General features: G+C 38.3%; 17 protein-coding genes. 3 read left to right on the top strand and 14 right to left on the bottom strand.

The genetic code is table 11. From position 1 onward, the window contains the following. The 14 genes from CWB66_RS04330 to dapA all read right to left on the bottom strand — a co-directional run bounded on the left by CWB66_RS04330 (position 1) and on the right by dapA (position 11802). Positions 1-2241 carry an MMPL family transporter gene (locus CWB66_RS04330; protein WP_138584456.1) on the bottom strand — a complete coding sequence of 747 codons (2241 nt, stop codon included), beginning with the start codon at positions 2239-2241 and terminating at the stop codon, positions 1-3. 46 nt (positions 2242-2287) lie between these two features. Beyond that, the gene (locus CWB66_RS04325) at positions 2288-2797 is read right to left on the bottom strand and encodes an outer membrane lipoprotein carrier protein LolA (protein ID WP_138584455.1); all 510 of its coding nucleotides are present in this window, start codon (positions 2795-2797) and stop codon (positions 2288-2290) included. Positions 2798-2821: 24 nt separating this feature from the next. Continuing rightward, positions 2822-3250: an acyl-CoA thioesterase gene (locus CWB66_RS04320; protein WP_077535180.1), complete on the bottom strand. Its 429-nt coding sequence runs from the start codon at positions 3248-3250 to the stop codon at positions 2822-2824. Then, positions 3243-4787: an HAL/PAL/TAL family ammonia-lyase gene (locus CWB66_RS04315; protein WP_171037460.1), complete on the bottom strand. Its 1545-nt coding sequence runs from the start codon at positions 4785-4787 to the stop codon at positions 3243-3245. The genes CWB66_RS04320 and CWB66_RS04315 overlap by 8 nt, the downstream gene beginning before the upstream one ends. Then, positions 4780-5748 (bottom strand): lysophospholipid acyltransferase family protein, encoded by a 969-nt coding sequence (locus tag CWB66_RS04310; protein WP_138584453.1) that lies wholly within the window; start codon positions 5746-5748, stop codon positions 4780-4782. Before CWB66_RS04310 ends, CWB66_RS04315 begins: the two co-directional genes overlap by 8 nt. Beyond that, positions 5738-6487 carry a glycosyltransferase family 2 protein gene (locus CWB66_RS04305; protein ID WP_138584452.1) on the bottom strand — a complete coding sequence of 250 codons (750 nt, stop codon included), beginning with the start codon at positions 6485-6487 and terminating at the stop codon, positions 5738-5740. The genes CWB66_RS04310 and CWB66_RS04305 overlap by 11 nt, the downstream gene beginning before the upstream one ends. Then, a complete protein-coding gene (locus CWB66_RS04300; RefSeq protein ID WP_138584451.1) occupies positions 6480-6845 on the bottom strand; it encodes an ApeI family dehydratase in 366 nt (121 codons plus the stop codon). Before CWB66_RS04300 ends, CWB66_RS04305 begins: the two co-directional genes overlap by 8 nt. Beyond that, the gene (locus tag CWB66_RS04295; protein ID WP_077535175.1) at positions 6829-8193 is read right to left on the bottom strand and encodes an AMP-binding protein; all 1365 of its coding nucleotides are present in this window, start codon (positions 8191-8193) and stop codon (positions 6829-6831) included. The genes CWB66_RS04300 and CWB66_RS04295 overlap by 17 nt, the downstream gene beginning before the upstream one ends. Next, complete coding sequence (locus tag CWB66_RS04290; protein ID WP_252371709.1) at positions 8186-8722, bottom strand: COG4648 family protein; 537 nt, start codon at positions 8720-8722, stop codon at positions 8186-8188. Before CWB66_RS04290 ends, CWB66_RS04295 begins: the two co-directional genes overlap by 8 nt. A gap of 34 nt (positions 8723-8756) precedes the next feature. Further along, complete coding sequence (locus CWB66_RS04285; protein ID WP_077535173.1) at positions 8757-9002, bottom strand: acyl carrier protein; 246 nt, start codon at positions 9000-9002, stop codon at positions 8757-8759. Positions 9003-9024: 22 nt separating this feature from the next. Beyond that, the gene (locus tag CWB66_RS04280) at positions 9025-9282 is read right to left on the bottom strand and encodes a phosphopantetheine-binding protein (protein ID WP_138584449.1); all 258 of its coding nucleotides are present in this window, start codon (positions 9280-9282) and stop codon (positions 9025-9027) included. Then, complete coding sequence (locus CWB66_RS04275; RefSeq protein WP_138584476.1) at positions 9279-10061, bottom strand: lysophospholipid acyltransferase family protein; 783 nt, start codon at positions 10059-10061, stop codon at positions 9279-9281. The genes CWB66_RS04280 and CWB66_RS04275 overlap by 4 nt, the downstream gene beginning before the upstream one ends. After that, a complete protein-coding gene (locus tag CWB66_RS04270) occupies positions 10054-10767 on the bottom strand; it encodes a beta-ketoacyl synthase chain length factor (protein WP_138584448.1) in 714 nt (237 codons plus the stop codon). The genes CWB66_RS04275 and CWB66_RS04270 overlap by 8 nt, the downstream gene beginning before the upstream one ends. A gap of 117 nt (positions 10768-10884) precedes the next feature. Beyond that, the gene (gene dapA, locus CWB66_RS04265) at positions 10885-11802 is read right to left on the bottom strand and encodes a 4-hydroxy-tetrahydrodipicolinate synthase (RefSeq protein ID WP_138584447.1); all 918 of its coding nucleotides are present in this window, start codon (positions 11800-11802) and stop codon (positions 10885-10887) included. Positions 11803-11974: 172 nt separating this feature from the next. On the opposite strand from dapA, the gene CWB66_RS04260 reads away from it, so the two are divergent. From CWB66_RS04260 to CWB66_RS04250, 3 genes are all read left to right on the top strand, one after another. After that, complete coding sequence (locus CWB66_RS04260; RefSeq protein WP_077538758.1) at positions 11975-12628, top strand: DUF6058 family natural product biosynthesis protein; 654 nt, start codon at positions 11975-11977, stop codon at positions 12626-12628. A 73-nt stretch (positions 12629-12701) separates the two neighbouring features. Then, positions 12702-13562 (top strand): delta-class carbonic anhydrase, encoded by an 861-nt coding sequence (locus CWB66_RS04255; protein ID WP_138584446.1) that lies wholly within the window; start codon positions 12702-12704, stop codon positions 13560-13562. Positions 13563-13698: 136 nt separating this feature from the next. Next, positions 13699-14086: hypothetical protein (locus tag CWB66_RS04250; protein ID WP_212747808.1), on the top strand; the 388-nt coding region annotated here is incomplete at its 3' end.

Genomic DNA, 14086 nt, shown 5'->3' with positions numbered 1-14086 from the left:
TTATAGTTCCTTTTGAGGCTTTAAAACACTTAGCGGTGATAAAAAGTAAATAGCTAAAATCCCGACCATTACACTCAGCCCAAAGCTAAAAATAGCAGGGGTTTCAGAGGCACTCAGCATGCCAAATACCCACATTGATGATGCTGCAGATAAACTAATCGCCAGTACATTTTTGGGCTCTAACTTATTTATTTGATAAAAAACGAGATAATCAATTGCTAAAGCAATAACAAGTAACGCACCGAGCAAATTAAATAACGACAAGCTACCTTGAATTGCGTTACATATCCAAAGCATACTCAATACCACAACAGATAAAATAGTTACTTGCAGAAGCGCTATCTTAATCGAAAATCGCCAGCTAAATAGCAGCCAGCTGATCAGACCCGCGAGCACCAAGCTTAATAGCAAATATTCGCGGTAGTCACTTAATAAAGCACTAATTTGTTGAGGTTTGTTATAAATATAAACACCTTTGCTTTTTTCAACTTCATTAATTAATTGATCAGATGAAATACCCGAAATAGACATCCATGTTATCGATTGACTTGGCTCAACAACCATTTGAGAAAGTAGTAACGGTTTAAATGCACTCGCGGCGAGTGTTTCATAAGTGAGTAACGGTGATTTTGTACTTGCAAGTGCTTGCCCTGTAACGCGCTCTGCAATATCTAAAGTCCCTTTGTTTTTAGCCTGTTTAAACACAGCCTGGTTATCGCTCTGTTTTTGTAAACTAGGCAACCAATGGCTAATGCTATTATGTTTAAAATTAGGGTTTAGTTGGGTTAAGCGTTTTAAAAATTGTTCTTGTTTTTGTAAAAGCGCTTCGTCGCTATTTGCAAACATAAAAACAATTTGGCTGTCCCATTGTCCAAGTAATAACAAATGCTTTTTTTCGTTTAGCATTAAGTGATCGGAGCTTGCATTTAATAGCTTTACATCATCATTAAAGCTAATTGGTTTAATTAAAAATAACGCACTGATAAAGGCCAGTAATGTAATAAGTATTGGCGTTTTTAGGTGGTTACAATATTCAAAAACATTGATGAGTTTTTTACTCATCAATAGGCTAGAAGGCGATAACGTGAGCGTAGATTGCCATAATGGCAAAACTAACACGGTAAATAGCCATGCACTCACCAAACCTGCAATAACAAAAACCCCAACTTGAGACAATAACGTCAGTGGCGCACCGAGCAAGCAGCAATAACCTAGCGTAGTAGTAATAAGAGACAATAAAAGCGCAGATTGTGTCCCTTTACTGTAGCCTTTTTCATGCTCTTTTTTTGCTAAATCAGTCATACCATGAAAAGCATAATCAATGGCAATACCAATCAAGGTAACTGCAAAAACAAGCGTTAATAAATGAATAGTATTAAACAGCAACACCATAGCAATAGCGCCACCAATAAGTGCACTCAGTACGGTAAAGCTTGCTAATAAAATACTGTTTAAACGCCTAAATACCCAAAATACCATAGCAATAAGGGCTAATAAGCTAATGCCACCAAACAGGCTCATCTCGTATTTTGCTTGTTTAGCATTTTCAGCCGTATGAAATAGCACACCAGAGTAAGTCATGGTTAAATTTGGATAGGCTTCGTTAAGCGCGCTTATTTTTTTTAATATAGCTTCGGCTAGCTCAATTGACTTATTCACGCCTAAATTTTCAGGCGCTAAATTTGCCAAAATAATACGATGTTCAACGCCTCTTAAACGTCGAGTCAAACGGCCTCGTTTAAGGGTAAACAGTTGGCTTTGTTTTAAGTTATCTTCTATGAATGCTGCTAAGCTCAAACTTATATCTTTGCTTAAGGTAGCACTTACAAAAGGGTTTCCTAGCTGATTTAATTGCTCAAGGTAATAATGTTCAAACGTTGTTTTGTTGCTTAATGTTTGCTTGTAAGTATCACTTAATAACGCATGTTTGAAAGGTGAGAATGTTTGCGCTAGATCGTTAACGGATGGGAAGTTAAATGTGCTTTTAATTGCATTATCGTCAAGCCATTTTTGGAAATCATCAAATGCTTTATTTTTATTATTTCCTGCAAACGAGAACATAATACGGTTAGCATTTTGTTGAAAAAAAACATCTTCCGCACAGGCAATTTGAGAGTGTGATTTTGGTAACAAGCTAAACATATCGGCACTAAACGTTGGTTTAGACAGCCAAAAAGCCGCAGCAAAAAGTAAAACTAAACTGCTAAACCACCCAACAATAACGGTAATTCGTTTTGTCACTGCACTATTCCCTTAATTAACCACTGCATTATTTAAAAACATAATTTTATTTGGAATAAGTAAACTCAATTTTTGTGTTATTTCCTGAGTGCTCATTTAATGTAATACTGCTCACTTGCTTGTCACTCTCACATAAAACAAAATCACTAAACAACTGCTTTAATAACGCTTCTTTTGGCGCTAATTTTGTGCAACTATCTTGTGTTTTAATGATATTAAAACGTGTTTCCAACGCACTCATATTTACGCTGAGTAAGTCACTCAGTAACCCTACAAATTGCTCGCTACCTGGTTGTGGTACTAGTTCACCATTTGCACCTTGTGCAAGTACTTGGCCGTTTTCTATCACGAGCTTACTCTCAACAGGCGTTTTTACATCCCAAATGAGCTTTTCGTCAATTAACGAAAAAACACCCGACGAAATAAAAGGCTTAGCAAATCCATTAAATTGCTTATATTGCTTAAACTCACCTTTAATTGGTGCTGCATTTACTACAGAACAAAATAGTAAAAAGCTAATGGCTAAACTCAATGTAAAACATGTTAAAAAATTCATTTGCATCGCCTATAAAATCAAAGCTTAATTCAAAACCGCTTTTAACTTATCAAATAAAATTGCGGGTGATTCAAATTGCATTTCTTTAGAGCTTAATTCAACTGCAACTTGCGTCGTTGACGCTTTAGTTATACGTTTATTGGTTAACGCATCAGTAATAACGTAGTCAATTCTCAGTCTATTTTCGTATTCTTTTAAATAAGCGGCGACTTTAATTTTTTGCGTAAATACAGCCGAAGCAACATACTTAATCTGCATATCAACAATAGGCCACGCATAACCCGACTCATGCATTTGTAAATAGTCATAGTCAAATAAACGCAGCAACTCACAACGCGCCACTTCTAAATAACGTGGGTAATTACCATGCCATACCACGTTCATAGGATCGCAATCATGAAACGGAATTTCAATTTCTACCACATGCGTTAATAATGCCCCCTTACTATTCATACAACGCCCAACGCTTAGTTTGAATATACCCTATTGTTTGCCTTAGCACGGCTTCCATTGGTCTATCCTCAGTGAGGTTTTCAAAGTAATCCGTTATATCGGTATACATGTTTTGCATATCTTGCGTTAAAGTCGAAAACTCAAGATCGCCTTGTTTTATACGTAATCTAACACCTTGAATACTCGCTAATAACGTACTTGCTAATACTTGCTCCGTGAGTTGTAAAATACGTAAACAATCGCGAGACGCAATAGTGCCCATACTCACTTTATCTTGATTATGGCACTCAGTAGAGCGAGAGAAAACGCTGGCCGGCATGGTTAGTTTTAATGCCTCTGCTGTGTAAGCACTACAGCCAATTTGAACCGCTTTAAAACCATGATTAATATAACGGCGCTCTGGTGCACTATCCGATAGATTTGAAGGTAGCCCATTGTTGTACTTAGTATCAACCAAAGAAGCGATTTGTCTGTCTGCTAAATCAGCAAGGTTTGCAACGGCTGTTTTCATGCTATCCATTGCCATTGCAATGTGGCCACCGTAAAAATGCCCGCCGTGTAATACATGCTCACCTTGGCCATCAATAATTGGATTATCGTTTGCAGAGTTAAGCTCGTTTTCTATCATATGTCTAAAAAACGGCAGGCTGTCTTGCAGCACACCAATAACATGCGGTGCACAGCGGATTGAATACCTATCTTGAAGCCTATCTGCATTACGAGGGTGATCATGATGGTTTAAATCACCTCTGATCCAACGCGCAATTTGTTGCTGTCCTGGATGTGGCTTAACTGAAAATAATATCTCATCAAAATGGTGGCTATTTCCTTTAAGCGCTAAGCTTGATAATGCCGTAATACGGCTCGCCAATTTAGCTAAGTAATTGGCCCTATCAAATGCTAAACACGCTAATGCAGTCATTACCGCTGTGCCATTCATAACGGCAAGACCTTCTTTTGGCCTTAGAGTAAGTGGTTCTAAGCCAACTTCTTTCATAACCTCGGCACTGTTACGTACTTGGTCTTTATAAAACACATCACGCTCTCCTACCATCGCACCTGCCACATACGATAACGGCGTTAAGTCACCGCTGGCACCTACTGACCCTTCTTGTGGGATCACGGGAACGATATCGTTATTCAAATAATCTTTAAGTAGGTGTAGCATTTCCCAGCTAATACCAGAGTAGCCTTGTGAAAGTGACGTTAAACGGGTCGCTAAAATTGCGCGCCCTTGTACTTTATTAAATACATCCCCAAGTCCACAGCCGTGAAAGCGCGTTAAATGCAGAGGCAATTCATCAACTAAATCAAGCGGTACAGCCACCGTTACAGAGTCACCATAACCAGTTGTAACGCCATAAATTACGCCATCTTCTTTTAAAAGTGTGTCTAAAAAACGCAAAGCGCTATTAATTTTAACGCTAAAAGTTTCACAGCTATTTAATTGCACTTGTGTTTCATTAAAGGCAACTCGAACAATATCTTCAATTGATAATCGCTGATTGCCAAAAAGCTGTATATTTTGCTCAGTCACACTTATTCTCCATTGATTGATCGCGCACTACCTGCTGATCACTTTTCCAAAAATCGTAAAAATTAAACCACTGATAAGGGTATAAAGCTGCGTAATAACTCAAACGCTGTGCATAGTCAGTAATAATAAGTGTGAGCGCCTGCTGTCGCTCTCGCCGAGGCATTTTTAATGATTGGCTGTAATGTTCAAATATCACTTGATACTTTTTGCTTTTTTTATCTTTTAAGCAAAACAAAAAGTAAACGGGGCAATCAAGCAGCGCGGCTAATATAAAAGGCCCCTGTGAAAATGGAGCATTCTTACCTAAAAATGGCACCTGTACCGACCGAGAAGCCGTTGTTGTGCTTGTTCTGTCGCCAACAATAACGATTATTTCACCCTGCTCTACTTTTTCTTTTAGTAAAATAGCTAAGTCAGGCCCCATATCAGTCACTTGTATTAAGTTAACCGACACATCTGGGTTAATCTTTTTAAGCATTTTATTAAATTCAACAGCGTGATGAGTAAACACCAATACATTTATTTTTTTACCGCTGCGATGCTGACTCAGTGCCCTGCACACTTCTAAGTTGCCCAGATGTGAGCCTATAAAAATAGCCCCTTGGTCTTGCTCATCTAATTCAGCAAATAAATGCTCATTAGTGTATTTAATATCACGTTGGGTTATTAGCCCAAGCCAAGCATCAATTTTATCTAATGCGCTATCGGCAAAGCTACAAAAGTGCATTAATTGCATTTTAAACGTAACAGGTTGTTTGCAGCCGTGGTAAACATTAACTTGCGCTAAAAACGCTTTAGATGCTGTACGTGCTACTTTTCCTGTTAAAAAAAGATAAAACACCACAGGAAACAAAATAACCCACAGCCCTTTACGACCCAGTAACTTATGAGCAAATAACAGTATTTGAATACCCAAAAAGTTACCACGCTCTTGCATTTTAGACCAATGTTTAGCGGCCATAATGTCTCTTTAATTTATGCCAAATTAACACAGGAGAGCGAATCAACATGCCAAAAAACAAGCGAGTGTGTAACCACGAAATACGCACGTTATCGTGTAATGGCTGAAAATGAGAAAGCCCGTTTTCGGGGTAAATTACTTGGCTAGGTAAAAATACAAAAGGCACATTGCGCCAATATAAACGCACTAAAATCTCGGGATCAAAATCCATGCGTTTGCCAAGTGCTACCTCTTCAATTAATTTTGTACTTTGCTCAAGCGGATACACTCTAAAGCCACACATCGAATCGACGATTGTAAAACTTAACGTTTCAATCCATATCCATACATGCGTTAAGTAACGTGCTAAATAGCGGTGTTTAGGCACTGAATCATCATATATTGGGCAACAGCTTATAAGTGCTTCAGGCTGAGCGTTTGAAAGTGCCATTAGTTTTTTAATATCAGCTAAATCATGCTGTCCATCTGCATCAACCTGTATCGCATGTGAAAAACCTTGCTTATGTGCATGCTTTAAGCCTGTTTGTACCGCGCCGCCTTTGCCTTGGTTATCGTCGTGGGTAACCACACTCAACTGCGCGTATTTTGTATTAAGGTGACTGAACACATTTTTAGCTTCGGCGTTGCTTGCGTCATCAACCATAATAATTGGCACGTTAAGTTGCGACAATTGGCTCAGTACATCATCAATAACCGTAATGTGATTATAATTTGGAATAACTATACAAAAACTATTCATTTATCAGGCTATCAAAAATAATACGCCCAGAGGCGTGTTGACCTTTAGCTGAATGATACGAAAAGGTGTATTTATTCTCAGCTTTTTGCTGAAGTAATAACTCGATTTTTATACCTGGGGTAATCACCACCTGAAACTTTAATACTTCAACATTTTTAACAGGTTGCTGAACATTATAATATTTACACATTGCGGCTACCGCCCAGTCTAATTGCACAACACCTGCGAGTATTGGCCCATCCGTAAAGTGTCCTTTGAAATAATCTAAATCATGGGGGACTAATAAACTGAGCGTGTAACTATGATCTATTTTTTCATAAGTAAGTAAATCAGGCTGCGTTTTAATCAACTTTTTCAAAAAGACACTCCAGCGCTTTTAAGTTTAATTTAGCTTGTGAGTTATAAGGTAATTGCTCTACAAAGCGCCATTTTTTTGGAGTACAAATACGTTCGAAACGCACCAGTGTATGAGCTTTGAGTAAATTATTAGTTGCTAATTTCCCATCACTATTAAAAAACATCTGCCCCTTTTGAGTGAGCACAATAATAGCGCCTACAATTAACCGCTCACCAGGTAAAGCAATCACTTTAGCTTCACTAACCCATTCACTTGTACATAAGTGTTGCTCTAGCTCATCTAGGCTTAATCGCTTTTCTTCTAATTTTATAATCCGGTCAAACCGGCCTAGTAATCTAAATTGGCCATTTTGAAATACTTCTCCTCTATCGTCCAAAGGATAATTTTTATCGTGCACCAATGGCGAGCTCAATACCAGACGCTGATCGTTTTTCGCCCAAACTTTAATACCCGAAAATGGCTGCCAAAAACTAATTTTATCGAGTGAAGTAACTTGTCGATATGCAATACCACCGGTTTCGGTACTACCAAAAACTTGCGTAACGGGCTTATTTAATTGCGTATATAGTGACACTGCATCATCATCGAGTAATGGCCCACCTGATGAAAAAATCCATTGTAAATGCGTTTTTTCATCCACCAGCACATTGTCAATACACAAGCGTTTTAATTGCGCTGGGCTGGAAACAAATACCACTTTTTTCAACGACTTTAACTTTGTTGCTATATGCTCTGGATAATGCAGTAATTCGGTATTAACAACATGCCCCGTACTCAGGGGCCACAACAACCTAAACAGTAAACCGTATATATGTTGATGTGATACGCTCGCTATAAATACCGGCTCATCGATAAGCGTATAGCTATTAATGAGTGTGTTTAATTCTTTATTAATTACCTGCCACGTTTTTACAATTGGCTTAGCTTTACCCGATGATCCGGAAGTATAAAAAACAATCGTGCCTTCCTCTGGCCATTTTAGTTTCTCAACAGATACAAAATCAGATTGTTTGCTCAAAGCACTAATATCTAAAAAGTCAGCTTCAAGGTTAGTTACTATCTCAGAATCACCAATAAAATAAGGGGTTTGCTTTAGCAAGGCGTTTAACGTTGCGGGTTGCCCATTAGGCGGTAAAACGACAGTACACTCACTTAGTGATAATGCAAATAAAGACACCGCAAACGTGTAAGTATCCGTACTATACAAAACAACGGATGAAGCGCGCTTTAGAGTGGAGAGTTTGGCAGAAACCTCATTTACATCATTAACAAATTGACGTTCTGAAATTTCATTATCGGTGTGGTTAAAACATGCTCTTAAACCACTACTTTGAAAAACATTAAACACCGGGATTCCTTTTTACTCTTTGCCTTACTAGCCACTCTATGGCAAATAACGTTCCCATCGCTAAGTACGCAACAAAACCATTATAAAACGCCCATGTTTCTAGACTACTAAAAATGCTGGTGTATAAAGCAATGCCGCCGTTTACTACAAAAAAAAGGCACCAAAGTAGCGTTACTTTTTTTGTGTAAATAACACCATTTTCATCAAGGGCTGGCTCAGTAATTCGCGCAAAAGTTTCAATAATTGAGGGCCCTTTATGCAAGGAGTAGGCAAACACAATTAACATGACTACATTAATGATTACAGGATATAAACGCAGCCCTAGGTCACTGCCCACTGTTTTAGAAATCAAAATTGTAATGACTGCTAATAATGTAGCAGGCTTTAACCACGGCATTTTATCAAATAAGGCTCTGCTAAACCAAAGTCTTAAACCGAGTAAAAACAGCAGTACTATCGTAAGAATATGACTATTAAAGCGCGTAAGACCTACATACACAATCAAAGGGTAGCACGCGAGGAAAATCATGATTAACGTTGTTAGCACTGCCTTTTGCATAGTATTAGTTAACCAACTTTTCTATTTCAGTCACTATGTCTTGCACTGTACGCACTTGTTTAAATGCATCCGGCTCAATTTTTTTGCCTGTGATTTCTCTTAATTTAACAACTAAATCGACCGCATCAATGCTGTCTAAATCAAGATCTTGATATAGGTTAGCCTCTAAGCTAATATCTTGTGGGTCTATTTCAAATTCGTTTTCTAAAATGCCGTGTAATACATCATAAATTTCAGCAGCGGTTTTCATTTTCTTTCCTACATTGTATAAATTAAGAACGAGTTTGTTCGATAAATTCAGCTAAAGAATTAACTGACGCAAAATGTGCTTTAGTTTGCTCTGAGTTTGCATCTATTTTCACATCAAACTGCTTTTTTATTGCAAGGCCAAGCTCTAACGCGTCAATACTATCTAAACCTAAACCATCTACAAATAAAGCGTCATCATCCTTAATATCAGCGGTGGTCATATCTTCAAGATCAAGGCTTGAAATGATCAGTTGTTTTATTTGTTCTTTTAATTCGCTCATATGTAATTTAACTCTTGTGTAAAGTAATGTTGTAAATCTTTAGTCAATTGACGCGATTGCATTGCTGGCGCATCGTTGTCGTAAGCAGTACGATTAAACGGTTTGCTCGCAAGCGCCATGGAAAAATGTGCCTGAAGTGATGCAACCTTGTACCAAGGTGTCCCTTTCGTTAAGGTACTTGGTTTCATATGTATCAAAAAAGCAGTGATAGGTGCATTACACCTAATCGCAATATTTGCTGCACCACGTTTAAACTTTAATGCTTTTTGGGACTCTGTACGTGTTCCTTCAGGAAATACAATTAAGTTATTGCCTTTTTTTAAGCTTTGCTCGCATTCTCTTAACAGCTCTTGAGGATCGTCATTGCTTATGTAGCCCGCACTTTTGATCACACCTCGCATGAAAGGGTTTTTAAATAAATGTGCTTTAACGACGCAATCTGCGTTTTTTATTACCGAAATTAAAACAACAACATCTATTAAAGAAGGATGATTTGCCAAAATCAGTTGGCCTTTTAAGCGCTCTATTAAAACTTTATCTTTAACATGAAAGCGAATAACACCCGTTGCATGCATTAAACTTACAAAAAATTTAAAACAAAAGTGTACCGTTTTACGCGCATTATGCTTTTGTTTGCTGCGGTCACTTTCAAATAAACGTTGAGCAGGAAAAACCACACAGGCAAGTGCTAAACCCCCGAGCCCAAATATTGAAAAGCAAAACGCAGTAGCAATTACCCGCCATGCGAGTCCACTGGCCCTCAATGCATTGTTAAGCATGGTAAGTAAGCTGCCAATCGTGTTTAAGGCCGCTGTGAACAAGTAACGCACTATTGTGCTCATGCAAAGCTCTTGCACATTGAATACTTAATGGTAACTTATTGTTATTTTTGTGTGTATTAAGTATTTTTTGCAAACTAAAATGCGCTTCTCCCTCATTTGCGGCACGAATTACTAATGCAACTGAATGTGCTATTTGTTCTTCATCTGCGTATTGGCTATAAATTTCAGGCAGCGTCTCGTCCGTATGCACGATTAATATTTTTTGCTGTTCACAATCAATAAGTCGGGCATAGCCATCAATTAATGCATAAATAAAGCTTTCTGTCCCCGCAGCAACGGATGTTGAGGCACTTGTATTGCCTTGTATTATGCTAAAAAGCCCTGACGCCGCATTGTGCACACTTAATCCAAAACCGGTTGGTGACAAAGGCTGATTATTAACTATATCAACCAGTAAATTCGCTGTTTTATGAAAGTCCCCATGACGAGACGAAAAAACACTCGGTAAATTAACGTAATTCCCCTTAGCGCTAACTTGGTAAGCGGTATTGAGCGTCATTTTGATAAAAGGAGTCATTCGGCGTCGCTGCATCGCAGGCACCCAACTTAAATCGAATACTGAGGAATCAAACCAAGTACTTTTTTTTATTTGTCGCTGTTCCGGCTTTATCCATATAGCGAGTTTTTCAACAACAAATTTCACAGATAGGAGTATTTTATTAATTACAAGGGCGGGAATTTTACCGACAATAGCAATAAAAGTAAATAATCATCAAATAAAAGCCAGCAACTAATAATTATTCAGTGCTGGCTCATATTACTAAGAAAGTAGAGCAATATTTTTTATATCTATAAAGTCAGCTTTGCCACCCACTACATCAGCTTCATTTAACTGATTTATAAGTGGTAAACCGATTTTTTGTTGCTCATCGCTAAGCGGTAAATACGGTAATCTAAATACAGGTTTTACTGCACCTGTCATCATTAACGCGGTATTAATAGCAATCGGGTTTGGTTCACAGAACAACCAGTTCATTAATGGTTGTAGCGAAGCATTTAACGTATCATTTTTTGTATCCATTAACTCACGGAACAAGCCAGGAATAAGGTTAGATGTAACCGATATAACACCGTGCGCTTTATGAATGTGGCGTGCATCGTGGCTTTCGTCATCGTTACCCGACCAACATGCTATACCTTGTTGCTCATAATGGGCAATACGCTCATTACCACCACATTCTTTAACACCAATAAAATACTCGTGCTTAGCAAGTGGTTCTATTATGTCTGGCGTTAAATCTTGCCCTGTGCGCCCTGCCACGTTGTAAATAAAGGCTGGACCAATATCAAGCACACGCTTAAAGTGCTCTTTAACACCCGCAATAGACGTGCGACCGTAATATGGGTTAATTTGCAGTGCCGCATCCATACCGCTGGCAAAGCCATATTTTGTTGCTTTAATCGCTTCACGCGTGTTGTTACTACCGGTATTACCAACAATAACCAGTTTGTCACCGTACTTGTTTGCACTGTGCGCTATAAGCATTAAATGCTCTTCCCAGTTCATTAACTGGCCTTCGCCTGTTGTACCACCTACTACAATCCCATCAACGCCCGCTGCAATTTGTATTTCAACGAGTTCATCGTATTTTGCTAGGTCTATTTCACCATTTGCTAAGTATGGCGTTTTAATCGCTGTAATAAGGCTTGCTTGTTTAATTTGCTCTAGGGTGCGCATAAAAATTCAATATTTATAAAACTTGCGCTATTTGTAACATACTTACCGGTATTTTTGGAGGTGTAAGCCCACATTTAATTATAATATCTCTTGTGTTATTGAGTTTGGTAATACAAAATGAATTACTGTATATATAAACAGTGCTTTTTATTTTAACAATACCAGAGGCTTTATGCGTTTATCTGACTACTTAGCAACTCATTTTTATAATACCGATGAACTATGCCAAGCATTAAATATAGATGCAGACATGCTTTTAGCGTGGCAAGAGCGCAGCGTTTTCCCCAAACCAAGCTATTGCATTAAAAGTCAGCTGAGTTGTAGCTCATATTCAGGTTTGTATGAATGCGAAGAGTATGACGATTACTACCCCCGAGGTTGTGTAAATTGGGGGCAAGGCTTACTAAAACAAAAAATAGAGTCATCGAGTCATGCTTTTAATTACTTTGCACAACAATACACCGCCAGCTTAACAAAACTAGCTCAACAAGGGTTCAAGTTTAGCGAAGAATTATTTGGCTGCGAAATAGACGAGCATTTACAACAAGTGTGGCAACAGTTTTTGTGCAGCAAGTATGGCGTACTTACCCAAAACGGACTAATTGACGAAATAGTATCGGTTGATATTGGTAGGCTCGTTGTTGACGATATTACTGAGCTGCGCAGTAAAGCAAGTTTAGATCAGGACGAACGTACTCAGTTACACCCCGCTATGAAGCTTTTAAACCGCGTATTAAGTCATGGGGCCGATCATGAAAAGCAAAGTACGTTGCGCACTCGCTATATCGACGCCCTCGTTTTAAAATACGATTTATCTATTAAATAGTTCTTATTTTATAAGCAATTAGATCTGCTAATTAACTGACCACGTAATAAATAACTTTACAGGCACTAACTAAATGACACTAAAAGTAAAAATAAGCTTGATTTCTGCTGCACTAACCCTCGTTTCTTGTAATACCGTTGCTAAGGCTAACCATGAAAGCGTGAGTGACAATGTCCTAAAAATGCAGCGCGTAGCACTTGCTAAAAGTACAGAACATAGAGGTTTTGGACCGCAGTCACCACGTAATATTGATAACCTTACTGGCGAAAACATCGTCGTTTTTTCGCCATCCCCTGCCTCATCACAGATGAACTTATGTAATATCCATTTTCATAAAAACGCAGAGCATGCCGGTGGGGAATTTAGTAAATATGCTGGTAATGGCGACGGAAAAGGGTTTCAAAGTGGTTATTTGTATTCAGGTGCTTTAACTAAAAACGAGAGTAAATCTATAAAAGCACAGATTTGTCCAAGTATTCACGGTGCACTTTCAGTTGGCGATACAATTGAAGTGCATAACGTTCATACATCAGCAATAGTTAAACCAGGCCCTACACTGGGTAGTTGTTTGAGTGATTCGATTAAAAATCCGCAACTACGTGTTGAAGCGCAAGTATACGTATTAGTAAACGATGCTAACGCACTTGATTTTACTGAAATAAGCACTGTGTCATCTGTTAATGGTTACTATCAAGCGATTGCTACACCTATAAATACGGGTGAACCTGTTGTTTATAGCGGTTCAACTACTGGCCCTAGTTATAACGAAGCAGGCTCTCCTTTTCAAGTAACATGGTCAGTTAAACCAAAAGTAGCTAAAGTAGATATAAACAGCATTGGTAAATGGTGTGAAAGTAACACCTTTAACGAAGATCATGCTCATGGCGTGCGTAATCTAGTTACAAACCCAGCATTACTCTCTATCATTAAATAACTTAAGTTAAGTGATAGACAAACAGCCCGCTAGTTAGTGGGCTGTATTATTAATTTTAGAGCAAATATTGCGTTTAATGAGCTAAAAGCGACTAGGCTCAGATTAGAATAAGTATTAACATGAAAGGAATTAATAAATGAAGCTGCCACTAAGTTGTGATGCGTCTTACCATTCACAGTTTATGCCTCGCTCACAAAGTACTGCCATATATGAATGGTTAGCATCACATTGTAATTTTAATGAGCCTGAATTTATGCAAATGCCCGATGGTAGTGAAATACGTATTTTTCCTTGGCGAATGATTTTTTTAGATCCTAAATTAGAACAATCCCAGCTTTTTCCTTCATATCATGGTCGTCACAGTGCTTGGTTCCCTCTTTTAGGCCAATTACAACAGCAAATAACTGATCTTACGGGTGTCGAATTTAGTGTGGCGGTGTGCCTTTATTACCCAGACGGAGAAGAAAGCTTAAGCTTTCATAGTGATCTACCCGCGTTTGGCCCTGTCTCTTATACACAAGTCT

Source organism: Pseudoalteromonas sp. S558 (assembly GCF_005886635.1).
Lineage (GTDB): Bacteria > Pseudomonadota > Gammaproteobacteria > Enterobacterales > Alteromonadaceae > Pseudoalteromonas > Pseudoalteromonas aliena.
Note: the sequence above shows the minus strand (reverse complement) of the source record. Positions and strands in the feature narration are given on the sequence as shown.

Bases quoted from the DNA above. Each gene is read 5' to 3' on its own strand.
- CWB66_RS04325 (WP_138584455.1), bottom strand. From the start codon at position 2,797: ATGAATTTTTTAACATGTTTTACATTGAGTTTAGCCATTAGCTTTTTA.
- CWB66_RS04320 (WP_077535180.1), bottom strand. From the start codon at position 3,250: ATGAATAGTAAGGGGGCATTATTAACGCATGTGGTAGAAATTGAAATT.
- CWB66_RS04310 (WP_138584453.1), bottom strand. From the start codon at position 5,748: ATGGCCGCTAAACATTGGTCTAAAATGCAAGAGCGTGGTAACTTTTTG.
- CWB66_RS04305 (WP_138584452.1), bottom strand. From the start codon at position 6,487: ATGAATAGTTTTTGTATAGTTATTCCAAATTATAATCACATTACGGTT.
- CWB66_RS04290 (WP_252371709.1), bottom strand. From the start codon at position 8,722: ATGATTTTCCTCGCGTGCTACCCTTTGATTGTGTATGTAGGTCTTACG.
- CWB66_RS04285 (WP_077535173.1), bottom strand. From the start codon at position 9,002: ATGAAAACCGCTGCTGAAATTTATGATGTATTACACGGCATTTTAGAA.
- CWB66_RS04280 (WP_138584449.1), bottom strand. From the start codon at position 9,282: ATGAGCGAATTAAAAGAACAAATAAAACAACTGATCATTTCAAGCCTT.
- CWB66_RS04275 (WP_138584476.1), bottom strand. From the start codon at position 10,061: ATGCTTAACAATGCATTGAGGGCCAGTGGACTCGCATGGCGGGTAATT.
- dapA (WP_138584447.1), bottom strand. From the start codon at position 11,802: ATGCGCACCCTAGAGCAAATTAAACAAGCAAGCCTTATTACAGCGATT.
- CWB66_RS04260 (WP_077538758.1), top strand. From the start codon at position 11,975: ATGCGTTTATCTGACTACTTAGCAACTCATTTTTATAATACCGATGAA.
- CWB66_RS04255 (WP_138584446.1), top strand. From the start codon at position 12,702: ATGACACTAAAAGTAAAAATAAGCTTGATTTCTGCTGCACTAACCCTC.